At 59.2% G+C, this 23,715-nt stretch carries 19 protein-coding genes and 1 tRNA gene; 14 read left to right on the top strand and 6 right to left on the bottom strand.

Annotated features, from left to right (window positions below):
- Positions 1-519 precede the first annotated feature (519 nt).
- Together PSV43_RS02485 and PSV43_RS02480 are read left to right on the top strand one after the other, a co-directional pair.
- Positions 520-593 (top strand) — tRNA-Pro (locus tag PSV43_RS02485).
- A 39-nt stretch (positions 594-632) separates the two neighbouring features.
- Positions 633-1,967, top strand: coding sequence for a response regulator (locus PSV43_RS02480; RefSeq protein WP_300193393.1), 1,335 nt, complete (start codon positions 633-635; stop codon positions 1,965-1,967).
- Position 1,968: 1 nt separating this feature from the next.
- On the opposite strand, the gene PSV43_RS02475 is transcribed toward PSV43_RS02480, so the two are convergent.
- Positions 1,969-4,035, bottom strand: a complete 2,067-nt coding sequence (locus PSV43_RS02475) for an ATP-binding protein (protein WP_300193390.1) — start codon at positions 4,033-4,035, stop codon at positions 1,969-1,971.
- Positions 4,036-4,219: 184 nt separating this feature from the next.
- Here PSV43_RS02475 and PSV43_RS02470 point away from each other — a divergent pair, with 184 nt between their 5' ends.
- The 3 genes from PSV43_RS02470 to PSV43_RS02460 are packed head-to-tail and all read left to right on the top strand — an operon-like array spanning position 4,220 to position 7,189.
- Positions 4,220-5,401 carry a Gfo/Idh/MocA family oxidoreductase gene (locus PSV43_RS02470; protein WP_300193387.1) on the top strand — a complete coding sequence of 394 codons (1,182 nt, stop codon included), beginning with the start codon at positions 4,220-4,222 and terminating at the stop codon, positions 5,399-5,401.
- Positions 5,398-6,606, top strand: a complete 1,209-nt coding sequence (locus PSV43_RS02465; RefSeq protein WP_300193384.1) for an amidohydrolase family protein — start codon at positions 5,398-5,400, stop codon at positions 6,604-6,606. Before PSV43_RS02470 ends, PSV43_RS02465 begins: the two co-directional genes overlap by 4 nt.
- Complete coding sequence (locus PSV43_RS02460; protein ID WP_300193381.1) at positions 6,599-7,189, top strand: DUF1287 domain-containing protein; 591 nt, start codon at positions 6,599-6,601, stop codon at positions 7,187-7,189. The genes PSV43_RS02465 and PSV43_RS02460 overlap by 8 nt, the downstream gene beginning before the upstream one ends.
- Here the strand turns inward: PSV43_RS02460 and recJ are convergent.
- A complete protein-coding gene (gene recJ, locus PSV43_RS02455) occupies positions 7,186-8,910 on the bottom strand; it encodes a single-stranded-DNA-specific exonuclease RecJ (RefSeq protein ID WP_300193379.1) in 1,725 nt (574 codons plus the stop codon). The two genes, PSV43_RS02460 and recJ, sit on opposite strands and share 4 nt — an antisense overlap.
- Positions 8,911-8,924: 14 nt before the next feature.
- Between recJ and PSV43_RS02450 the strand changes: the two genes are divergently transcribed.
- The gene (locus PSV43_RS02450; RefSeq protein WP_300193376.1) at positions 8,925-9,488 is read left to right on the top strand and encodes a DUF3592 domain-containing protein; all 564 of its coding nucleotides are present in this window, start codon (positions 8,925-8,927) and stop codon (positions 9,486-9,488) included.
- A 258-nt stretch (positions 9,489-9,746) separates the two neighbouring features.
- Here PSV43_RS02450 and PSV43_RS02445 read toward each other — a convergent pair whose 3' ends face one another.
- Positions 9,747-11,183 (bottom strand): arylsulfatase, encoded by a 1,437-nt coding sequence (locus PSV43_RS02445; RefSeq protein ID WP_300193372.1) that lies wholly within the window; start codon positions 11,181-11,183, stop codon positions 9,747-9,749.
- Positions 11,184-11,253: 70 nt separating this feature from the next.
- On the opposite strand from PSV43_RS02445, the gene PSV43_RS02440 reads away from it, so the two are divergent.
- Genes PSV43_RS02440 through PSV43_RS02420 form a run of 5 tightly spaced genes read left to right on the top strand, consistent with a single transcriptional unit; the run spans position 11,254 to position 14,490 of the window.
- Positions 11,254-11,928: an MBL fold metallo-hydrolase gene (locus PSV43_RS02440; RefSeq protein WP_300193370.1), complete on the top strand. Its 675-nt coding sequence runs from the start codon at positions 11,254-11,256 to the stop codon at positions 11,926-11,928.
- Entirely contained in the window at positions 11,925-12,692 is a 768-nt protein-coding gene (locus PSV43_RS02435; RefSeq protein WP_300193368.1) for an AAA family ATPase, read from the top strand. The genes PSV43_RS02440 and PSV43_RS02435 overlap by 4 nt, the downstream gene beginning before the upstream one ends.
- 28 nt (positions 12,693-12,720) lie before the next feature.
- Positions 12,721-13,299, top strand: coding sequence for a flavodoxin domain-containing protein (locus PSV43_RS02430; RefSeq protein WP_300193365.1), 579 nt, complete (start codon positions 12,721-12,723; stop codon positions 13,297-13,299).
- 17 nt (positions 13,300-13,316) lie between these two features.
- On the top strand, positions 13,317-14,045 hold the full coding sequence (locus tag PSV43_RS02425) for an AAA family ATPase (protein ID WP_300193362.1): 729 nt from the start codon (positions 13,317-13,319) through the stop codon (positions 14,043-14,045).
- 46 nt (positions 14,046-14,091) lie between these two features.
- Positions 14,092-14,490, top strand: coding sequence for a DUF2809 domain-containing protein (locus PSV43_RS02420; protein ID WP_300193360.1), 399 nt, complete (start codon positions 14,092-14,094; stop codon positions 14,488-14,490).
- A 541-nt stretch (positions 14,491-15,031) separates the two neighbouring features.
- Here the strand turns inward: PSV43_RS02420 and clpB are convergent.
- Both clpB and PSV43_RS02410 read right to left on the bottom strand, forming a co-directional pair.
- A complete protein-coding gene (gene clpB / locus PSV43_RS02415; protein WP_300193358.1) occupies positions 15,032-17,617 on the bottom strand; it encodes an ATP-dependent chaperone ClpB in 2,586 nt (861 codons plus the stop codon).
- A 781-nt stretch (positions 17,618-18,398) separates the two neighbouring features.
- On the bottom strand, positions 18,399-19,589 hold the full coding sequence (locus tag PSV43_RS02410) for an AI-2E family transporter (protein ID WP_300193355.1): 1,191 nt from the start codon (positions 19,587-19,589) through the stop codon (positions 18,399-18,401).
- A gap of 62 nt (positions 19,590-19,651) precedes the next feature.
- Between PSV43_RS02410 and PSV43_RS02405 the strand changes: the two genes are divergently transcribed.
- On the top strand, positions 19,652-20,515 hold the full coding sequence (locus PSV43_RS02405; protein ID WP_300193351.1) for a M48 family metallopeptidase: 864 nt from the start codon (positions 19,652-19,654) through the stop codon (positions 20,513-20,515).
- A gap of 74 nt (positions 20,516-20,589) precedes the next feature.
- Here PSV43_RS02405 and PSV43_RS02400 read toward each other — a convergent pair whose 3' ends face one another.
- Positions 20,590-22,047 carry a sulfatase gene (locus PSV43_RS02400; RefSeq protein ID WP_300193348.1) on the bottom strand — a complete coding sequence of 486 codons (1,458 nt, stop codon included), beginning with the start codon at positions 22,045-22,047 and terminating at the stop codon, positions 20,590-20,592.
- Positions 22,048-22,147: 100 nt separating this feature from the next.
- On the opposite strand from PSV43_RS02400, the gene PSV43_RS02395 reads away from it, so the two are divergent.
- Both PSV43_RS02395 and PSV43_RS02390 read left to right on the top strand, forming a co-directional pair.
- Complete coding sequence (locus PSV43_RS02395) at positions 22,148-22,948, top strand: hypothetical protein (protein WP_300193345.1); 801 nt, start codon at positions 22,148-22,150, stop codon at positions 22,946-22,948.
- Between the two features lie 18 nt (positions 22,949-22,966).
- Positions 22,967-23,686, top strand: coding sequence for an ABC transporter ATP-binding protein (locus PSV43_RS02390; RefSeq protein WP_300193342.1), 720 nt, complete (start codon positions 22,967-22,969; stop codon positions 23,684-23,686).
- The last annotated feature ends 29 nt before the right edge of the window (positions 23,687-23,715 follow it).

Here is a 23,715-nt window from a genome sequence, read left to right as displayed (position 1 = left end):
AGTTGATGCCACGCCACACGTAGTTGGAGTCGTAACCGATGGAGGCGGTGATGCCGAGGTCATCGTTCACTGGAGCAGGAGCGATTGGGTTCTTAACAGGGGCGGATGGTCCGGCCACAACGGGAGTGGCGGCCAGAGCCAAGAACCCCAGCGTTTTCAGCAATGCGTTCAATTTCATAGTCTGATTAGTTTGGTATTAGGTTGGTTGGTTTGAGGTCGGACACTCGCATGGGTTACCCCAAAACTTGCGTTTCGGGGTAAATTACGTGAGCCGTTCAGCCTTTAAGATAGCGCGGGTGTGACGGCTGCAAAGCATTTTTGCATGTTGTTGTTGTCACCTCGTGCATGGGCGCTTTGCCTAGCCTGACCAGCAAGAGCCGAAAATAACCGCTCAAAAGGTCTGCTGATCAATCAATCACCGGTCCTGTTGAATCCTGAGCCGGGCATCTTCCAGCTTGCGTCGTTCCCTTGTGAAGCTACAAATCTTGCTCCGCCCACAGGAAGGCAGCAACGACCAAGCGGGCTGTGGCTCTGCCTGATTGAGCGCTTCGTTTGGAACGATGTGGTCGTGGGTTGGAATCCCGCCAGCCCGACCCCTGCTGCTGCGCGTATTTGAGAGACAGAGGTACGATATGGCGACTCCAACCCCACCCAAAAAAATCCTGCTGGCCGAAGATGTGCGTGCACTTTCGATGCGGCTGTCGCATGCGCTTGAAACGAATGGTTACATCGTCTGCGTGGCAGAGGACGGCGAGGAATGCCTTGAGCAAATGGAGGCCTTCAAGCCGGACCTTCTGGTGCTGGACCTGATCATGCCGAAGATGAACGGGCTTGAGGTGCTGCGGCATCTGCGGGCGCAGCAATCGACGCAGCACATGCCGGTGATTGTCTGCACGGCGAAGGATTATTCGACGGAGCTCAAGCACATCCAGCAGACTGGGCCGGTGGATGTGCTGATCAAGCCGTTCGACCCTGAGCTTTTGCTGGAGAAACTGCGCCAGTATTTTCATGACGCGTCAACAACCAAGGGGATCACGCACCGCGATCACCTGCCGGTGGCGACGGAACAGTATGCGCCGTTGCTGGATACCAAGCGCCCGCATGTGAAACTGTGGGGCACGCGGGGGTCGATCCCCGTCTGCGGCGCGCGCTATGCGCAGCATGGGGGCAACACGACGTGCTTTGAATACAACAGCGGGAAGGACCGCATCATGATTGACGCGGGCTCCGGGTTGCGGGATGCGGGTCAGTCGTTTCTGGCGGGTGGGCCGTGCCACATCCACCTGTTTATCACGCATACGCACTGGGATCACATTCAAGGGTTCCCCTTTTTCACGCCGATCTACGTGCCGGGCTTTGAAATCACGGTGTATGGCGAGCGTGGTTTTGGTAAGAACATTGAGTCGCTGCTGTGCGGCCAGATGGACCGCGATTATTTCCCGATTCAGCGCGAGGACCTGCGGGCCAAGATCAACTTCGTGTTTCTGGATGATGCACCGGTGAAAATTGGTGATGTGACGGTGACCCGCGAATTCACCCAGCATCCCGGGGCGACGGTGGGTTTCAAGGTGACGCATGATGGCTGGAGCGTGGCCTTTGTGCCGGACAATGAATTTCTCCAAGGCTACACGGGTTCTCCGGTGCAACTGACGCGAGACTCAGATCTGGTGGTGCCCTATGAGCCGCTGCTGGCCTTCCTGGACGGGGTGGACTTGCTGGTGCATGAAGCGCAGTACCTGCCGACGGATTATCCGAAGCGCATTGGCTGGGGGCATTCCAATCTCGCCACGGCCTGTGCCATGACCAAGCTGGTGGGTGCTAAAAGATGGATCGTGGTGCATCACGATCCGGATCACGATGATGCTGCGCTGCAGGCCAAGCTGAATCTCACGCGCCAGATTTTGAACGAGGTCGGGCATCCGATCCATCTCGTGCATGGTTATGATGGCATGATTGAGTACCGGTGATTCAAATACCGGGCGCGAATGATACCACCAGGGCATCTCCCAGCAGGGCGCATTCCTTTTTCAACTGGTCCAGCATGAGCTGTGCGTCCTTTAAGTCTCCGGCATGGGCGTCGTCGCAGAGCTTGGAGACAATTTCCAAAGCCTGTCTGGCGGCATAGACGCCAAGCATGCCCTTGAGCGAGTGTGCGGCTTCATAGAGCGGCCTGGCTTTGCCGGCGGCGAGCGCTTTTTCAGCTTTGCGCAGGTATTTTTGCGAATCTTCGGAGAAGATGCCCACGAGTTTGAGCATGAGTTTTTCGTCGCCGGTGGACTCACGGAATTCGGCCAGGTCGAAGGGGGGCGTGGGCGCTGATGATGTCGGGGATGCCAGGGCAGGCTCCGGGGTGGCCGAACGTTTTGCAAACTGCTCCACGACATGGAACAACTCAGCGGAGCGCAGGGGTTTGGCGATGTAGTCATCCATGCCTGAGGCGAGGCACTTTTCACGGTCGCCTTTCATGGCATTGGCCGTCATGGCGATGATGGGGACATGCCTGCCGGTGGCCTGCTCGGTCTGACGGATTTTGGCGGTGGCTTCGTAGCCATTGATGCCGGGCATGTGAACATCCATCAAAATGGCGTCGAAGGTCTCTTTGCCGCAGCGTTCAAGGGCCTCCCTGCCGTTGGAGGCGAGGGTAACGACGTGGCCGCGCTTTTCCAGCATGCGTGCGCCGACGAGCTGGCTGACGTGGCCGTCTTCGACGATGAGGACCTTCATCGAAGAATGGACGGTGACGACGGGCTTGATGCGTGGCTTCCTGGACTTGAGCGAAGTGCCGGTGGCACGCCCAAAGGCGGCGGTGAAGTGGAAGACGCTGCCGGTGCCGGGCTGGCTCTCCACCCAGATGCGGCCCTGCATGAGCGCGACGAGATCATGGCAGATGGCGAGGCCGAGGCCCGTGCCACCGTAGCGGCGTGAGGTGGAGGTCTCCGCCTGAGTGAAGGCGGCAAAGATGCTTTCCCGCATGTCTGCGGCAATGCCGATGCCGGTATCGTTGATTTTGAAATGAAGGGTGACCCGGTCTGCGGTCTCGGCTTCAAGGCTGACCTCGATGGTGACGCCGCCCTTGTGGGTGAACTTGATGGCGTTGCCGATGAGATTGACCAGGATCTGCCGCAGGCGACCGTCATCGCCGATGAGGCGCAGCGGCACGTCCGGGCTGATGTGATGCAGGAACACGAGCCGTTTCTGAAAGGCGCGGATGCCCATGGCCTGTGAGATCTCTGTGACGACCTCGCTCAGATCAAACTCGTGTGCGTCGAGTTCCATTCTGCCTGCCTCGATTTTGGAGAAGTCGAGGATGTCATTGAGAAGCTCCAGCAGCGAGTCTGCGGAGAGCTTGAGCATTTCCAGGTATTCGCGCTGGGTCTGGCCGAGGTCCGTGCCGAGCAGCAGTTCACTCATGCCGATGACGCCGTTCATGGGCGTGCGGATTTCATGGCTCATGTTTGCCAGGAAGGCGCTCTTGGCGCTGTTGGCGGCGTCGGCGGCCCGACGAGCCTGACGCAGCTCTTCCTCGGCCTGCTTGCGCTCGGTCACATCTGTGTGGGAGCCGGCCATGCGGTAGGGCTTGCCCTGGTCATCAAACAAGGCGCGGCCGCGTGCGAGAATCCAGCGCCAGGTGTCGTCCTTGTGGCGGAAGCGGAACTCCACGGAATAGCGTGGGATGCCGCCTGCCAGGTAATCATTGAGGATGGACATCACCCGCTCGTGATCTTCGGGATGCACGTGAGTTTCGAAGGTGGCGAAGACGTTTTCGAGTTCATCGTCCTCGTAGCCGATCATGCTCTTCCATGGCGGGGAGAAAAACACCTTGTTGGTGCGGATGTCCCAGTCCCAGATGCCGTCATTGGTGCCACGGACTGCGAGAGCAAAACGTTCCTCACTTTCCGCCAGTTCGCGCACCGCGTCCGCCGGTGCATTGGGCAGGCGGAGGCGGCAGGCATGCAGCATGCCTTCTAATTCTCGAATACGCTGCTTCAACTCCGGCACGGAGTCGCCAGCGGCATGCTCATGGGTATCTGACATGGGGTTGGGAATGTCCTCTGCGCGGTTGGGAGCGGACGCGTGGGATGAATAGACACAATTTGACACAAACAAACTCAAAAGGTGGGTTCGGAATGGCAAAGTGTGATTCGCATGGGGGGCGGTGAAATGCTGCAAAAACGATCTGATTGCTTGTTTGGGCAGGGCGGTGACGTTCTGGTCACCCATGAACCGCCGCCACCTGCTCGCCTCCCTGCCCGCTGTTTTAGCCGCTACCAGCTTTGCTGCTGCGGCTGAGTCCAAACTTCGCGTGGCCGTTATCGGCCACACGGGGCGTGGCAACTTTGGGCATGGTCTGGACACTATGTGGCTCAAAATTCCCGCTGTGGAAATTGTGGCTGTGGCTGATGCGGATGACAAGGGGCTCAAAGCGGAGCTGAAGAAGCTGGGAGTGGGGAAGGGCTTCGCGGACTACCACGCGATGCTGGCGGAGGTGAAGCCGGACATCGTCGCCATCGGTCCGCGTCACATTGACCAGCACCGGGACATGCTGCTGGCGGCGATTCAGGCCGGGGCGCGGGGCATCTACATTGAGAAACCTTTTTGTCGGAGCCTGGCCGAAGCTGATGAAGTGATCGCCGCCGCTGAGAAGGCGGGAACGAAGATAGCCATCGCGCATCGCAATCGATACCATCCGGTGCTGCCGGTGATCGCCAAGCTGATTGAGGAGGGCGTGATTGGCCGGGTGCTGGAAATGCGTGGACGGGGCAAGGAGGATGCGCGTGGGGGCTCGCTGGATCTGTGGGTGCTGGGCACGCATCTTTTCAACCTCGCGACTTACTTCGGCGGAGCACCCAAGTCCTGTAGCGCCACCGTGATGCAGGATGGCAAACCGATCACGAAGGCGGATGTGAAGGCGGGAGATGAAGGCATCAGTGCGCTGGCGGGGAATGAGGTGCACGCAAGGTTTGAGCTGGCGAATGGTGTGCCCATGTTCTTTGACTCGGTGCAGAATGCCGGTGTCAAAGAAGCTGGCTTTGGGCTGCAGATCATTGGCACGAAGGGGATCATTGATTTCCGCATTGATAAGGAGCCAGTGGCGCACCTGTGTGCGGGCAGTCCGTTCAATCCTGCGATCAAGGAGGCGCGCCAGTGGCAACCCATCACCACGGGCGGGGTCAACAAGCCCGAGCCCATTCCCAAGCTGGGTGCTCAGGTGGGGAGCCATGAAACGGCGGGACTCGATCTGATCGCCGCCATTCGCGAAAATCGCGCGCCGTTGATCGATGCGGAGCAGGGGCGTGAGACGATCGAGATGGTCAGCGCGGTCTTTGAATCGCATCGGCTCAAGGGCCAGCGTGTGACCATCCCGCTGGAAACCCGCGTCAATCCGCTCACGCTGCTATGAAAACACCTGCCGCTCCGCCGATTCTCATTCAAAACGGCACGCTGATTTTGCCGGACAGGTTGATCGAGGGAGGGGCGGTGCTGTGTGAACGTGGGAAGATCAAAGAGGTTGGCAAACTGGCCGAGGTGCCGAAGAACGCGGTCGTGATTGATGCCAAGGGTGGATATATCTGCCCTGGGTTTATCGACATTCACGTGCATGGCGGGGCCGGGGCGGATTTTATGGACGGCACCGTGCCGGCGGTGCGTACGGCCTTGAAGGCGCATGCGCTGCATGGCACCACGACGATTTTTCCAACCACCACGACGGGTGCGCCGGTACAGATCATGGCCATGCTCATTGCCTGCCGTGAGGTCAAACGGAGCTGGGTGGCGGCGCATGGATCACGCATTGCCGGGGTGCATCTTTACGGGCCGTATTTCGCTGCTGACAAGGTGGGCTGCCACTCGCGTGGAGGGCGGCGTGCACCGGATGCGGAGGAATATGCGCGGTGGTTTCGTGATGATCTGGTACGCATCGCCACGTGTGCGGCGGAACTGCCGGGTGCGGATGAATTTTACCAAATGGCGCGCAAGCAGCGCTGCCTCATCACCTGCGGCCACTCGAATGCGAACTGGGCGGAGATGGCAAGCGCCTTCAAGGCGGGGATGCGGCACGTGGATCACTTCTGGTGTGCGATGAGCTCGGTGGCCTCACTGCGCACGCGATTTGGCACGCCGATGCAGGCGAGCATGGAGCAGTTCGTCCTCGCGAATGCGGAAATGAGCACGGAGGTGATCGCTGATGGGATGCACCTCGCGCCGGAGTTGCTGGATTTTGCGTTCCGGATGAAGGGTGCGAAGAGATTGTGTCTGGTGACGGACTGCAACCGTGCGATGGACATGCCGCCGGGGCGCTACCGGTTTGGTTCGGAGGATGACGGCTCCTGGTTTGAAAGCGATGGCAAGGTGGGATTTGTGCCGGGGCAGGGGCTGGCGAGCTCGGTGATGGGGCTGGACCACATGGTGCGGCACATGAAGAAAAGCACCTCGGCCACGCTGCCTGATGCGGTGCGCATGGCGAGTCTGACGCCTGCTGAGCGGACTGGCATGGGCAAAACGTGTGGCAGTCTGGAGAAGGGGAAGCTGGCGGATGTGCTGGTGCTGAATCGGCGGCTGGAGGTTCAACGTACGTTCATCGGGGGTGTCGAAGTGCAGCATGACTGACCTCTTTCGCTGTAGCTTTCTGCTTTTCGCCTGTGTCCTCGCTTGCCAGGCGCAGACCGCCCCGCCGTCCTTTGCGGAGCGGCTGGTGCAGGCGGCGCTGGAACGGGTGACGCAAACGGTGCGCTATGAACCCGCCTATGTGGTGCTGGATTATCCGAATGGCGATGTGCCTGCTGATACGGGTGTGTGTACGGATGAAGTCATCCGCAGCTACCGGGCGCTGGGCATTGATCTGCAAAAGCTGGTGCATGAAGACATGAAGCGTGCCTTTTCCGCGTATCCGAAGGCGTGGGGGCTGAAGTCAACGGACAAAAACATTGATCACCGACGGGTGCCGAATTTGCAGACCTTTTTTAAACGGAGGGGTGCATCTCTGCCTGTGACGCAACAGGCGGCGGATTATCTGCCGGGCGATCTCATCACGTGCACGGTTGCGGGCAGGCTGCCGCACATTGGCATCGTGGTACCGGCTGCGGATGGTGGTGGAACGCCGTGGATCGTGCACAACATCGGCCAGGGGCCCAAGCAGGAGAACCGTCTGTTTGAGTTTCCGCTGACCGGGCACTACCGGTTTCACCCTTAGTGAGGTGATTCAGCTGAGCGCACGGATTCAAGCGTGAGCTGCCACTGCTCTGTGCCGCGGAACCAACCGCGCTGGATGCGCATGGCGACGTCCCATGGGGCGGGGGGGAGATTGCCGATGGGGGCATTGAACCAGCGGGCCTCCATGGAGGCGCCCTCCTGCGTGAGGATGATGCGCAGATGTTTTTCTTTCATCGTACGGCCCGGGAGCTTGGGCCGCACATTGCGACAGAGAAACAGGGGCTCCGGGTTTTTTTGACCGAAAGGCTCCAGCAGCTTGTAGCTTTCGAAGAAGCTCAGGGAGAGATCGCGCAGCTTGACCTCGGCATCGAGTTCCAGGACGGCGGTCATGGCCTCCTTGCTCAGGGCCTCGCGTGCGGCCGCCTGAAACGCTGTGCGGAAGGAGTCGATCTTGTCTTCGTGAACGGAAATGCCGGCAGCCATGGCGTGGCCACCGCCGCCAAGCAGGTGATCGCGGCAGATGTCGATGGCTTCGACGAGGGAGAAACCGGGGATGCTGCGTCCGCTGCCTTTGCCGATGCCCTCTTCATTGATGGACACGAGAATCGTGGGGCGGTGGCACAGGCGCGAGATGCGTGAGGCGACGATGCCGATGACGCCGGGATGCCATTTGCGCGAGGCGAGTACGATGGCGGAAACTTTGTCGATTTCGCCGATGTTTGCGAGCATGGCCTCGGCCTCGATGTGGACCTGCTGCTCCACGTTTTGACGATCCTTGTTGTGGGCTTCGAGGAGTTCGGCAAGGGCCGCGCCTTTGACTGCATCTGTTGCTAGCAAAAGCTGGAGCGCCGTTGCGGCAGTGTCGAGACGGCCTGCGGCATTCAAGCGGGGGCCGAGGCGGAAGCCGACGTGATGGGTCTGCACCAGGCCCTCCACACCGGCGATCGCCTTCAACGCTTTCAGGCCATGGCGTGGGGTTTGAGCGAGGGCTTCGAGGCCGCGGCGCACCAGAAGGCGGTTTTCATCGATGAGCGGCACGAGATCTGCCACGGTACCGAGTGCGACGAGATCGAGGGTCTCCTTGAGATCGTAGGTTTCGATCATGCGCGTTTTCAGGAGCGCGTGTGAGACTTTGAACACGAGTCCGGCGGTGCAGAAGTAGTGGTAGTCTTTGCCGAGCTTTGGATTCACCAGGGCGAGGCAGTCGGGGCGGCCCTGGGGGGAGAGCTCGTGGTGGTCGATGATGACGCAGTCCACGCCATCGGCGCGCAGTTTGGCCACTTCTTTGAGTGAGGTGGTGCCACAGTCGAGGGCGATGAATAGGTGTGGTTTGCCGAACTGCTCGTAGCACTTGGCGATGCCATCGAGGCTGAGGCCGTAGCCTTCCTCCATGCGAGTGGGCAGGAAGAGATGAGTTTCGAGTCCGTAGGCCTTCAAGATGAGGTACATCAGGGCCATCGACGTGACGCCGTCCACATCGTAGTCGCCGTAGAGCACGACGCTCTGCTTTTCATCGACAGCGCGCAGGATGCGCGCCACGGCGGGCTTCATCTCCGGAAGCACGGTAGGGTCTCCGAGCGTGGCGAGCTTGGGCACGAGGAAATCACGCACCATTTCCACGGTGGTGAGGCCGCGCTGCACGAGAAGCTGCGCCATGAGAGAGGACAGCCCCATGTCTGCCGCCAGCTCGGCAGCGCCTTCCACGACGGGCTTTAGCAGCCAGCGTGGCGGACGTATCGAGATGGGGGTGGGTTCGGACATGAGGAATTTGCGAGATGAATACATCTCTGTATGGAACACGCGTGAAGCGGAGTCAAAGCCTGCTTCCCGAACGCATGTCGCAGAATCAATTTGCATCTCAATCAGGCCGCTGGTGGCTTTGCACGATGGGGGTCTTCCTCATCGCGGCAGGATCGTTCTTTGCGTGGCGGATGTGGCTGTCGTATGAGAAGGCGCAGACTACGCGGAACTGGTCGCAGGTGCCCTGCCGCATCGTTTCCTCCCGCATCAAGAGCGAGCGACCCACGCCGCATTCAAACCCCGCGCACCGGGTGGAGGTGCGCTACGAATATGAGGTGAATGGGATCAAGCTCAGCAGCACACGCATCCGCCAGGTGGAGCGGGCACCGACGCTGCATTTCGATGATGCGCTGCAGAGACAGGAGCAGTATCCCACCGGATCGGCTCAGGTCTGCTGGGTGAATCCGGCGGCAGCGGATGAGGCGGTGCTGGAGCACGGCTCGCGTGCGGCGCTGTATTCCATCTGGTTTCCGCTGCTGTTTGTGCTCGGGGGATTTGGCATGCTGCGCGGGGCTTTACGGAGGAACTGTGGGGCATGAGAGGTGATGGCCGGACCGCGCAGGGCATGCATTTTGCTCAAGGCTGTGTGCCGGAGGTATGCGTGAGGCATGGGCGTGCTCCTCGTGAACGATGGGTGGCTGGAGGCTTCTCGCATACCTTCGGTATGCGGCTTTCAGCGTGAGTTTAATCAGGGGCGTGGTCCGGTGGTTCTCGTTCGGCCAGCCTCGCTTCACCACCGGCTAATTTCTCTGCTCCCTCCGGGAGCTTTTGACTGGGGACCTGATCGCAAAGGCCGTTTATTTTGGCGCGCGCCATGAGGATTGCATGAGATGCTCAAGCTCTGCGACGATTTGCGGATTTTCGGCGGCGAGATTCTTTTCTTCGCCGATGTCGGTTTCGAGATTGTAGAGGAGTTTTTCGAGAGGTTTGAGCTTGGCCTTTGCTTTGCCGTTCTTGGGTGCAGCGCCGGTGTTGAGATGGATCAGTTTCCAGGGCCACTTCAGCACGGCGAGTTTGCCGCCTTGTTCATCGAAGGCCCAGTAGAGGTGCGAGTGCTGCTGCTGGCCTGTCTGGCCGAGCAGGGTGGGGAGGAATGAGATGCCGTCTGTCTCGGTGGTGAGCTTGGTGCTGCTGAGTTCCGCCAGCGTGGGCAGTAGATCTTGAAAACCGCTGACGTGCTCGCTCACCGCGCCCGCTTTGATCTTGCCGGGCCACCATGCGATGAAGGGCTCGCGGATGCCGCCGTCTGTCATGTCGCGTTTGATGCCTTTGAAGTCGCCGTTGCTGTTGAAGAAGTCGCTTTGATGCCCGCCCTCCTGATGCGGGCCGTTGTCGCTGGAGAACATGACGAGTGTGTTTTCGGCGAGGCCGAGTTCTTTGAGACGGGACAAAACCTTGCCGACTTCGTTGTCGAGGAAGCGCATGAATTGTGCGAAGCCCTTCTCGGCGTCCGGCCAGTCTTTGTCTTTGAATTCGCCGTAGTCTGGGGACTCCATGCCGTGGCCTAGTGGCGAGTTCTTGCCGGCCTCGTTGTTGGCGTGGGGGATGTTGAAGGCGTAGTAGAGGAAGAAGGGTTCCTTGGCTTTGGCGCGCTCGCCGAGGTAGCGCTGTACATCGTCTGCGATGAGCTGTGGTACCCAGGCTTTGCGGCCGTCCAGCGGTGCCACGCCTGTGCCGACGAGATCGCTGTCGGAATAGTCATGGGCGTCTTTGGCTGTGCCGGGGATGACGGTGTTTGGGAGATCCACGATCTTGCCGTTTCGAATGATCGCTTTCGAGAAAAAGTTATGTGCGTGGCTGGTGCCTGTGTAGCCGAAGAATTCATCGAAGCCTTTGCGCTGTGGATCATCGAGGGGCAGCGGTTTGCCGAGGCCGTATTTGCCGATGCAGGCGGTGTGGTAGCCTGCGGTCTTCAGCAGCTTGGGAACGGTGAGATCCTCATCGGGGATGTGTCCTTCGCCATTGCCACGCACGCGGCAATGGCCCGTGTGCAGGCCGGTCATGAGGACGCAGCGCGATGGCGCGCACACGGTGCAGCCTGCGTAGTGCCGGGTGAATTTCATGCCCTCGGCTGCCATCTTGTCGAGGTTGGGCGTGGTGAGTGTTTTCTGCCCGAAGCAGCCTGCGTCACCGTAGCCCATGTCATCGGCTAGGATGTAGATGATGTTGGGCTTGTCTGCGGCGGGGGCGAAGGTGCCGAAGAGAACCAGAGCGAGAATGAAAAGCGATTTCATGGATTCCATCAAACGTGGGAACTCGCGGGTTGCTTCATGAAATGCATTTGTTTAGCCTGCGCGAGCCTGCATGCCGCCTGATCTGCTCATTGTCCGCACGCTCATTGTGCAATTTTTCGTCCTGCGGGATGGCGAGTCGCTGTATCTCATCGACACCGGCTTCATAGGCGGCAAGCGTGCGCTGCACGCGGCCTTGCTGGTGCGTGGCTGGGATGCACTGCCGATCCGTGGCATCCTGCTCACGCATGGTCATCTGGATCATGTCAGGAATGCGCCTGCGCTGGCCGCACGCCACGGAGCCTGGATTGCCGGACCGGAGCGCGATCTGGAGCATTATGAGGGGCGCGCGTGTTACAGCGGACTCGGACGTGTCGCAGGTGTGGCGGAATGGGTGGGGCGACGGCTGCTGCGCCAGCCTGCGTTTAGGCCGGATCGTTTGCTCAATGATGGAGACGAAATTCCAGTGTGGGATGGCCTTCGCGTGGTGGCGCTGCCTGGTCATACGCATGGACACTGCGGCTATTATTCTGCCAGGCATCGGCTGCTTTTCAGCGGAGATTTGTTTGCCACTTTTGGGCTCGGGCCACAGATCGCTCCGGCGTATCTCAATCAAGACAATGCGGAAGCTCGGCGTAGCATTCATCGTGCGCTTGAGCTGCCGCTTGAGGGAGTGCTGCCATGCCATGCAAACCAGGCGGCTCCTGCGCTGCAATTGGAATATCTTCGAGCACTTGCGACGCCATGATCCGGCATTTTCTCCATTCCCTCACACTGGACCGCGCAGCCGTTGCCGACTGGAATGTGCATCCGTTTTCAGTGCCCGCCATCCGCCAGCTCAAGACGCTGGAACTGCATCCCAAAGTCACCTTCTTCGTTGGAGAGAATGGCTCCGGGAAATCGACGCTGCTCGAATCTATCGCCGAAAAGCTCGGCTTTCGTGCCGCAGGTGGCAGCCGTGTGCAGAGCCTGTACAAGCACGATTACACGTCGCCGTTGACTCCTCACATCAGTTTGTCCCGCACCAGCAATCGTCCGATGGACGGCTTCTTCCTGCGTGCTGAGAGTTTTTACAACTGGGCCACTGAGCTCGATGAACTCGAAGCCACACCTTTCTGCGGCGGCGTGTTGAACTCCTACGGTGGAAAGAGCCTTCATGCCCAGTCCCACGGGGAATCGTTTCTTAATCTGCTGACCCAGCGCATCGACGGCCACGGCATCTACCTCTTTGACGAGCCGGAGGCCGCGCTTTCTCCCCAGCGCCAGCTCTCCATGCTCGTTCGGCTGCATGACCTTGTTGATGAATTCTCCCAGTTCATCATCGCCACTCATTCACCCCTCATCATGGCTTATCCCGACGCCTGGATTTATCAATTCACCGCCGAGGGCATCCAGCGCATTGCCTACGAAGACACCGAGCACTATCAGATCACCCGCTCTTTCATGCGGGATCACAAGGTCATGATGAAACGCCTGCTGCGGCGCGAGGATGAGCTGGATTTGGGGGCATGATGCACACAAAGTTTTCTTTCCTAACACCATGAACCAAATCCTCGTCCTCTATGACTCCCGCAGCGGCAATGTTGCGAAAATGGCTGCATTTGTGGCTGAAGGGGCGGGGCAGGTGTCGGAGACTGACGTGCGGTTGAGGCATGTGGATGAGGCTACTGCGGATGATGTTGTGTGGTGTGATGGGCTGGCCGTGGGCAGTCCGACGAACATGGGGATTCTGTCGTGGAAGATGAAGCGCTTTTGGGATGAGACGATGGCGGACAAGTGGCTGGAGGTGGATGGCAAGATCGCGTGTGCTTTCAGCAGCGCGGGTGGCTGGGGCGGTGGTATGGAGCTTGCGTGTCAGTCGATTCTCACGGTGCTCATGAACTTTGGATTTCTGGTCTTTGGGGTCACGGATTACTCAGGCAAGAAGATGACGCTGCATTATGGGGCTGTGGCTTCCAAGGCACCGCGTGAGGAGGAGACACAGGAGGCGTGTCGAATTCTCGGGCGTCGGCTTGCGGAGTGGACAGCGCTGTATGTGCATGGGCGCAAGGATCAGAATCCGCTGACGAAGGATGTGAAGCGGTTGTGTCCGAGTGATTTTGATGACAGCAAAGCCTGAGGTGCTTTAATTGTTTTATGACACCCACACTCTGCATTCTCGGTGGCTGCAATGGGGCAGGCAAAACCACGCTCGCGCGGGAGTTGCTGCCGCGTCTTGGGCTCATGCGGTTTCTCAATGCGGATGAGATTGCGCGGGGACTCTCGCCGCTGGACCCGAGCCTCACTGCTTTCAAGGCGGGGCGGCTGCTTATTGAGGAGGCGCGTGGTTTGATCGCGGCGAAGAAGAGCTTTGCGATTGAATCGACGCTGAGCGGCAAAACCTATGTGGCAATGATTCGGGAGGCGAAGGCGCAAGGTTACCGCTTCTTGCTGCACTACATCGTTATTGGCTCTGGCGATCAGGCGGTTGGGCGCGTGGCTCTGCGAGTGAAGATCGGCGGGCATCATGTGCCGGAGGAGGATGTGAGACGTCGATTTGCGCGGAGCCGGAAGCACTTCATGGAGGATTATGTGCCCCTTGCCGACGAGTGGGGTTTGTGGGACAATCACTCACCGCCTCCGCAAAAAATCGCGGACAGCAGCACCCACACCATCGACCAACTCCCGGCCATGCTTGATTCCTCCAGCCTCCAAGAAGCTCCGCCGAGCGAAATGTCGGACATGTCGAAAATCGTGCTCGAAGCTGGCCGCGTGGCCACGGAGAAGATGCTCGATTACTATAAACGGATGGGCATCAAGGTGACGCCGCAGATGACGCTGGTGCCAGAGAAGCCGAAGCGGGTGAGCAGGAAGCGAGCCTCGTAGAGACTGGGAGGCATGCGGCTGTTCATGCTAAACGAGACTGATGCACATGACAGAAACCATGCAGCGTAACCGGCTTTTACAAACTGGGGCGCTCGTGCTGATTCTTGGCGCAGGTCTGCTATGGAGATCCCGCTACCTGCCCCTGTCGCCTTTTTTCTCCAAGTATGGGGGTGATGCGCTGTGGGCGCTGGCTGTCTTTCTTGGGGCAGGGCTGTTCTTTCGCCATGCGCCCACATGGCGGATCTCGCTGATCGCTCTGGGCTTCGCGTGGGGAATTGAGTTTTCGCAATTGTATCATGCTCCTTGGATCGACCAGCTTCGCAGCAGCCTGCCTGGGCGGCTTGTTCTTGGTTCCACCTTCAATGCCCCTGACTTGCTGGCGTATGTGATAGGAATAGTCTTCGGGGCTGCTTCGGAACGTGTCTGCTGCAAGCGGCAAGGATGATGAATCTCCTTGGCACTTGATTAAGGGCATGTGTCGTGGTTTTTTGGGGTGCTGGGACACTCAGGCAGCAACAGCGTGACGGGCAGACGCTGCTGGCACTCGCGGTGTGTGAAGAAGGCGCTGGGTTTGCTGCCTGGCTGCTGGTGCAGAGACCCAGGGCGGCGCTCGCCGAGGCTCGCTTGCCCTGGGCTGCGATAGGTCGCACCTTTGGTGCTCAAAACTAGGAGGCAATGCGAAGGATGCCCCGCGATACCCCGCCTTAATCAAGTGCCATTCATGACTGACATGAACAGCCGCCGACAGGGTTCGGGGTGAATTTTAGAGCGAGCGGGAACACTGCCTCATCGCTGTGGGATGGCGGGGAAACGCTGCTGCTGAATGCGGCGTGTGATGAAAGTTTTGGTTTTGCTTTCCGGAAGGATGCGACCCGTACCAGGGTTGCCTCGCCAAGGCTCGGCAACCCTTCGCTGTGATACGGAAGGCCGTTGGCCTTCAAGACGAGGAAGTCAGTCTATTCTGCGGGTATGAATAGCTGTCTTGCCTACGCCTTCACAAACTCCACTTTTCCGGCCTTCATCTCCGCCGTGATGTAGTCTCCGTCTTTGAAACCGCCTTCGAGCACCGCCAGTGACAGCGGGTCGAGGAGGTGTTTTTGGATGGCGCGTTTGAGGGGGCGGGCACCGTAGACGGGATCGAAGCCGGCGTCGGCTAGATAGCGGGTGGTTTCGTCGGTGACGGTGAGGTGGATGTTTTGTTTGGCGAGGCGGTCGATGACGCGCTGGAGCTGGATCTTGACGATCTGATCGAGCTGTCCGGCATCGAGGCGGTCGAAGATGACGATTTCGTCGATGCGGTTGAGGAACTCGGGGCGGAAGAACTGCTTGAGGCTGTCGCGCACGAGGGCATCGCGCTGCTCAGGATTGCTGACGTCCTGGATGGCGTTGCTGCCGATGTTGCTGGTCATGATGAGGACCGTGTTTTTGAAATCGACCGTGCGGCCCTGGCCGTCGGTGATGCGGCCGTCGTCGAGAACCTGGAGCAGGACATTGAAGACATCGGGGTGGGCTTTTTCCACTTCATCGAAGAGCACGACGCTGTAAGGTTTGCGGCGTACGGTTTCGCTGAGCTGGCCGCCTTCTTCGTAACCGACGTAGCCGGGAGGCGCACCGATGAGACGGCTGACGCTGTGCTTCTCCATGTATTCGCTCATGTCGATGCGGGTCATGGCGCTGTCGTCGTCGAAGAGAAATTCGGCGAGGGCTTTGCAGAGCTCGGTCTTGCCGACGCCGGTGGGGCCGAGGAAGAGGAAGCTGCCGATGGGGCGGTTCTCATCCTGAATGCCGGCACGCGCACGGCGCACGGCATTACTGACGGCGTGAATGGCATCCTTCTGGCCGATGACGCGCTGGCTGAGGCGTTCCTCCATTTTCACGAGCTTTGAGCGCTCGCCTTCCTGGAGGCGTGAGACGGGGATGCCGGTCCAATTGGCAACGACGCGGGCGATGTCGTCCTCGGTGACTTCTTCACGTAGCAAGGAATGAGCCTCACGCGGCTGGGAGGCTTCGACGGGTGCGGCGCTGAGCTTCTTTTCGAGGTCGGGGATGAGGCCGTATTGGATTTCACCGGCGCGACCGAAGTCGCCACGGCGCTGGGCTTGCTCCTGCTCGGTGCGCAGGCGGTCGATTTCCTCTTTCACCTTGCGGCCGGCATCGACGGATTCTTTTTCCTTCATCCACTGGGCTTTGAGGGCGGAGGAGTTTTCTTTGAGATCGGCAATCTCCTTGTCGAGTTTGACGAGGCGGGCTTTGGAGGCGGCGTCTTTTTCCTTTTTCAGCGCCTGGCGTTCCATCTCGCCCTGCATGACCTGGCGCTCGAGGACGTCGATTTCCGTGGGCATGGAGTCGAGTTCGATCTTGATGCGGCTGGCGGCTTCGTCCACGAGGTCGATGGCCTTGTCTGGCAGGAAGCGGTCGGTGATGTAGCGATTGCTCAGGGTTGCAGCGGCGATGATGGCACCGTCTTGAATGCGCACGCCGTGGTGGACTTCATAACGCTCCTTCAAACCGCGCAGGATGGCGATGGTGTCCTCCACGCTCGGTTCGCCGACTTTCACGGGCTGGAAGCGGCGCTCTAGCGCGGGGTCTTTCTCGATGTATTTGCGATATTCGTCGAGGGTGGTTGCGCCGATGCAGCGCAGTTCGCCACGGGCGAGCTGGGGTTTGAGCAAATTGCCTGCGTCCATTGCGCCTTCGCCTTTGCCAGCGCCGACGATGGTGTGGAGTTCGTCGATGAAGAGAATGATCTCGCCATCGCTGGAGGTGACTTCTTTGAGGAAGGCCTTGAGACGCTCCTCGAATTCGCCACGGAATTTGGCCCCGGCCATCATGCCGCCGAGATCCATGCTGATGAGCTTCTTGCCCTTGAGGGAATCGGGCACGTCCCCCGCGACGATGCGGCGTGCGAGGCCTTCGGCGATGGCGGTCTTGCCGACGCCGGGTTCGCCGATGAGGACGGGGTTGTTCTTGGTGCGGCGGCTGAGCACCTGCATGACGCGGCGGATTTCTTCATCGCGGCCGATGACGGGATCGATCTTGCCCTGCTTCGCGCGGGCGGTGAGATCGGTGCCGTATTTTTCGAGGGTCTGGTATTTGCCTTCGGGGTCTTGATCGACCACGCGCTGGCTGCCGCGCACGGCGGTGAGGGCTTTGGAAACGGTGTCGTAGGTGAGACCGGCCTGTTTCAGTGAGTCGGACAGTTCGGTCTTGGTTTTGAAGAGGGCGAGGATGACGTGCTCGACGCTGAGGTATTCGTCCTTGAGCTTTTTCTGCTCGTCCTCGGCCTTGGTCATGAGTTCGCGCATCTCGTTGGAGAGATGCAGGCCGCTGGTGCCGCCGCTGACCTTGGGCTGGCGGGCGAGGAGGGCTTCGACGCTGGCTTTGAGGCCTTGGGCTGCGGCAGGATTGACTGCTGACTTTTCAAACAGCGGTGTGGCGATGCCGCCTTCCTGCTCAAGCAGGGCGAGGAGAAGGTGGGCGGGCTTCAGCTCCTGATGTTCATGTCGGGTGGCGATGGACTGTGAGGCATTGAAGGCTTCCTGCAGTTTGACGGTGAATTTTTCGGGGGACATGGTTGGTTGGGAGAAGGGTTGTTTCTCTGACTCTCTTGCTGGAAGCATGCCACAGCCTTGGCATGGGCTGCTATGCCTCATTTGTCGAGGTTGGGGCTCTTTTGATACGTTTTGAGGGTGAGTTTCGAGTGCATACCTGTCGCAGCGAGAAGGCCGAACTGGCACAGGTGTGCCGTCGCAAATCAGGGGTTCTTCTGGCGTCTGGAGAGCAGCATACGGATGCGAGTGGGATGGCGTTTTCCACTCATTACCGCCAAGACGAATCGCACGTTTTCTCCTGCGGCTTCAAAGAACACCTTATGCGAGAAGCGTCGCAGCTTCACCCATCGCACGGAATGACCGCTGGCATAGAGGTGGCTTGTGAGATGGCCCGATGCGATCCCTTGCAGCGCTGAACGGAAGTCTGCCTGAAAGATTCTGGCGAGGTCGGGATCAATGCTTTCAAAATACTCGCGTGCAGCATCAAAGTCCGTCGCTGCGGAAGGGTGGTGGATCAACTCATAGCGAGAAGCTATATGCTTGCTCGGTGGAGAGTCCCTTCACTTTGCCGCTGTGCAAGTCCGCTGAACGCTTCTTTAATTCCGCTAGCAGAGACGGGTCGGCTCCCTGTTCATGGTCCATGCTTTCTAACAATAACGTGGCCAAATGCATGCGCTTCTTGGCTGGCAATTTCAAAGCACGAAAACTCAGAGACTGTTTAGCGGCGGGCATAAAAGGAGGCTATCCGTAACGAGTCGGCGGTCAAGAGGCATCCTTTTTGAGATGCTTTCTCTCATTGCGTTTACTTCTCGCGCCCCGGTGTTTCTGTGCTCGCGCCGCTGCCGATCGTGACGTCATCGTTTAGGTGCAGGTCATAGCCTGCGACTTCCACTTCACCGTGGCGCACTTTCTTTTTGGACATGGCGACGGAGATCCACTTGAATTCGGCGTTGTTGTCGAGCAGCACTTTGAGGACCATGGTGAGCGGTACGGCGAGGAACATGCCCAGGGGGCCCCAGAGCCAGCCCCAGAAGATGACGGAGAGAATCACGACGAGTGGTGAGATGCCGAAGCGATTGCCGAGCATGGTGGGCTGCACGAAGTTATCGAGGAAGAAATTGATGCCGCCGTAGCCGATGGCGACAAAGATGGCGGTGCCGGGACCGTGCTGCACGAGAGCTTCCACAATGGCAGGCACGCAGGCGGCGGTGCTGCCCACGGCGGGGATGTAGTTGAACAAGAACGCCAGGAGCGCCCACAGCAGCGGGTAGTGGAGGTCGAAGAACCAGCACCAGAAGCCTGCGAGCAGGCCGGTAAGGGCGCTGATGAGGGTTTTGACGCCGAGGTATTTCTGGATGTCGTCCGCGCTGCGCATGAGGCCGGTGAGATCCGGGCCACCGGAGAGATGCACGGCATGCAGCCGGCTCTGGGTGCCATGGGCTTCCATGAGGATGAACATCATGACGATGATGATCATGATCAGGCTGGCGAGAAAAGTGGCCAGAGTGCCGAAGGTGGTGCCCAGCAATCCCGGGAGGTTACTCACCACATCCTGCTTGGTGGCGTAGCCAATGAGGGTATTCCAGTCGAAGACACCGCCCAGCATGGATTTGGCGTCAGCCACGCCCTTGAGTTCGAGCCAGGCTCCGAGGTCGTTTGAATACCTTTCGAGGCCGCGCAAGTAATGCGGCAGATCTCTCCAGAAGCTGATGAGCAAACGCACGCCGACGGTGATCATGCCTGCAAGGACGCCCAAATTGATCAGCATGGTGATGCCCAGTGCCAGGCCGGCAGGAACCTTGTGACGGCGCATCCAGCGCACCATCGGGTAGCTGAGCACTGCGAGGAAGAATGCGTACACGATAGGCACCAGCACATTGGCGGCGACCTTCATGCCGGTCAGTACGACAAACAGACATGCCAGCGTTACGACTGCCTGCGAGCCTTTGCGGCCCCAATCCACGGACTGATCATTCTCCTGAAACAACGACATGATCTGCAATGCCGCAAAATACCTGCTGGCTCAAGATTTTTCCATGCAGTATAAAACGACCCATGATCTCCACGCTTCACCGGCTCTTGAATTCCAGTCGCAAATCCGTTTTTGGGAATGATCGCGGGCGCAGCGGCTCGGGCATCAACCCACGCATCATCATGGGGCTGCTGATCATCGGGGGTTCATTGCTTTACCACTGGATATCCACCACGCCCTACCACAACGACTTCACGGGTCGGGAACAGACACTGGCGCTGGCAACACCGGAGGAGGAGATTGCGCTGGGGCTGCAATCCGCGCCGCAGATGATCCGGGAGAGCGGTGGGCTCTCGCGTGATGCCAAGGGGCGGGCGATGGTTGAGCGGGTCGGGGCGCGTTTGATCGCATCCACAGCAGCCAAGGAGACCTCGTATCAGTTTAAATTTCATCTGCTGGCTGACAGCGAAACTGTGAACGCCTTTGCGCTACCCGGTGGGCAGATTTTTATCACCGAGGCGCTGTTTCGCCGCCTGAAATCTGAAGATCAACTGGCGGGTGTGCTGGGCCATGAGATGGGGCACGTGGTGGGCCGCCACTCGAATGAGCAGATGGCGAATTCCAAGCTATGGGGTGGTCTGGCGCAGGGGATTGGCGTGCTGTTTTCCGACGGGAACAACAACTCGGGTGCGCAGATTGGCAACATGGTGGCGCAATGGCGGGTGATGAAGTTCAGCCGTGATGACGAATCGGAATCTGACGCGCTGGGCGTGCGGTTCATGATGCAGGCGGGCTACAATCCCGAGGCTCTCATCGGTGTGATGGAGATTTTGGCCGAGGCGAGCGGTGGGGGGAGCGGATCTGACTTCATGAGTTCGCATCCTAATCCTGCGAATCGGATGGAACGTATTCGCGAGGTGATTGCGAAGGAGCGGGCGGGGCGCTGAGGTGCTTGCGGGGAGCGAGGGACGCTCGAAAGCGGCGCTGAAGCGCCGCTGTCCGGGGACGCTGGCGCGAATATTCAGGGGGCCATTCCCAGGGGGCGGTTTTCCGTGCCTTTGATTTTTAGGAGGGTGTCGCCGAGTTCTTTGCGGGTGGGTTCGGCGAGCTTTTGGAGCTGCTCGACGATCTCGGGATGTTCTTTGGCGAGATTGTGTGTTTCACCGGGGTCGTCATTGAGATTGAACAATGACAGGCCGATGTTTTCCACACGGTAGCCATGGCGTGAGGCGATGCCTGCGATGCCGCTCTGGGTGATGGCCTTGGGTTTCATCTGGCCAAAGCGTGACGGTTTGCCATCGCGGCCGGGTTCACCGTCCACGGTGATGTAGGGATGGGGGAAGTGCAGCTTCCATGGGCCGCTGCGGATGGCCTGAAGTTCATCGCCGCCGTAGAACACCAGGGACTTATGCGGTGATTTGGCGCCCGGCTTTCCTTCCAGAAGATCGAGGATGTCTTTGCCGTCGATTTTGCGCTCGGAGAGTTTTCCGCCGATCAAGCGGGCAATGGTTGGAAGGAGGTCGATTTCCATCACGGGTTCATCGCAGACCTGGGTGGCGGGCACATGGCCGGGCCAGCGGGCGATGAAGGGGCTGCGGACGCCGCCATCGAAGGTGGTCAGTTTGCCCTCGCGCAGGGGTTTGGCGCTGCCGGCGTGATTGCCGTAGCTGAGGAAGGGGCCGTTGTCGGAGAAGAGGATGACAAGTGTGTTTTGATCAATACCGCAGCGCTTGATCGTGTCGAGGATCTGGCCCACGGACCAGTCGATCTCCTGCACGACATCGCCATAGAGTCCGGCGCTGGACTGGCCGCGAAAGGCGTGGGAGGCAAAGATGGGCACATGGGGCATCACATGGGGGACGTAGATGAAGAAGGGCTGATCCTTGTGCATCTCGATGAAGGTGGTCGCTCTTTCCGTGAAGCGGTGGGTGAACTGGCTTTGATCGGGATCGGTTTCGATGACTTTCAAGCCGTCGTAAAAGGGCAGGGGTGGCATCTCCTGCGCCAGGGAGGGGTGGTATTTGCTGTTGTCGTTTGAATAGGGAATGCCAAGAAATTCATCGAAGCCATTGCGCAGGGGATTGAACAGCAGATCGGTGCCGAGGTGCCATTTGCCGAAGGCGGCGGTTGCATAGCCCTGCGCCTTGCACATTTCCGGTAGCAGCCATTCATCGGGATGGAGGCCCTCTTTGCTGGTGTGGTTTAAGGCACCCTGCATGCCGACGCGGTTGGCGTAGCATCCGGTCAGCAGGGCCGCGCGTGAGGCGCTGCAGACTGCCTGCGCTACGTAGAAATTCGTGAACTTCATTCCCTCTGCCGCCATGCGGTCCATGTGGGGCGTCTTGATCTTCTCCGCGCCGAAGCAGCCGAGGTCGGCGTAGCCAAGATCATCGACCAAAATGAGCACCACATTGGGCGGGCGCTGATCAGCGGCGGAAAGAGTGAGGGAGGTGAGGAGGAGGGCAAGCAGCAGGCGCATGCTGCGCATCGTGGCAAATGCAGGCTGTGCTGGCGAGTTTTTTTGCAGTGCCGTGTCGAGGTGCTTGCCACCACTGTCGTTTCCTGACTACTATTTAACCATGATCTGGCGTGTGGCGGCAATGTTGGCGGTGATTTTCTGGGCGGTGATGTCCGGACTGCTGGTTCGTGACATCTATTTCCCCGAAGCTTCACGATTTGCCATTGTGCCGCCGCGCATGGTGATGGATTTGTTTTTGCGGCAGTCGGAAACCTTCGGCTGCACGCTGCATCTCTACCATCAGAGCGAAAAAATCGGTCACGCGAACCTTCAGGTCAATCGTCGCATCAAGCAGGATCATCAGACGGTGTATGAATTGATCGGCCATGGGGCAGTGGAGGAGGTGGCTCCGGACGACGAAGCGCGAAGCATTGTGGCCAGTTGGAGGCTCGGCTGCACACTGGCCGATGGTGAGCGCTGGCAAAACCTAGCCATCAAAGCCAGTTTTCCACAGCGTGATGCGAGCATGCGCCTGTCATGGAACGAAACGCAATCAGCGCCTGAAGTCCTGGTGAAGGAGGGGGAGCGTGTGGTGATGAATTCCGAGGATGTGAAGCTGCTCATGGGCATGGGGGGCGGTCAGAACAGTGCGCTGGCCATGCTCTCGCTGATGGGTGCAAGCTTCCCAAAAACAAGCACACAGCCGGAGAACAAGGATGCGATGAAGCTGCAGGCGCGGGAGGGCATGATGATGCTCGCGGGCAGGCAGCGGAAGTGCTTTGTGCTCACGCTGCCGATCATGGGAATGTACGAGGTCAAAATGATCTTCACTGAAGCGGGTGAGCTTGCGCGCATTGACCTTCCAGACGACTACGTGCTGCTGGAGCCCACCATCCACGGACTGCAGGACGCGGCGCATTGATTTGAACCCTTTTGAAGCATGATCGAGATTGAAGACCTCACGATGAACTATGGCGAACTGCGGGCGCTGGATGGCTTGAATCTCACCATCCAACCGGGCGAACTGTTTGCCTTCCTGGGGCCGAATGGTGCCGGTAAGACCACTGCGATGAAGCTGCTCACGGGTCTGATGAAGCCGGATGCCGGACGTGTGAGGCTGTGCGGGCACGACGTGCAACTGGAATCCATGCAGGCCAAGTCATTGCTCGGGTATGTGCCGGATGTGGCGGTGTTTTATGAGAAGCTTACGCCGGTGGAGTTCATGGAATTCATTGCCGAGCTGTTTGAGATGGATCTGGATCATGCGACGGCGCAGACCAACGCACTGTTTACTAAATTTGCCCTGCACGAGTACTCACGGCAGCGCATTGAAAACCTCAGCCACGGCACGCGGCAGCGCCTCGCCATCGCCAGTGCGCTGCTGCATGACCCGAAGGTTTTTGTCATTGACGAGCCGATGGTGGGGCTGGACCCCATCCATGCCCGCACGGTGAAGCGGGAGATCAAGGAACGCAGCCAGGCGGGGACCACGGTGCTGATGAGCACGCACTTGCTGAACATCGCTGAAGAGCTCGCTGATCGTATTGGCATCATTCATCACGGCAAGCTCATTGCACTGGGCACGCTGGAGGAACTGCGTCGGGATCACGAAAAGCGTGGGCGGCGGCTTGAGGACATCTTTCTGAGCATGGTGGAATGAGGTGAAACCAAGACGGCAGTTGCCGCGTT

This window comes from Prosthecobacter sp. (genome assembly GCF_029946185.1).
Taxonomy (GTDB): domain Bacteria; phylum Verrucomicrobiota; class Verrucomicrobiia; order Verrucomicrobiales; family Verrucomicrobiaceae; genus Prosthecobacter.
Note: the sequence above shows the minus strand (reverse complement) of the source record. Positions and strands in the feature narration are given on the sequence as shown.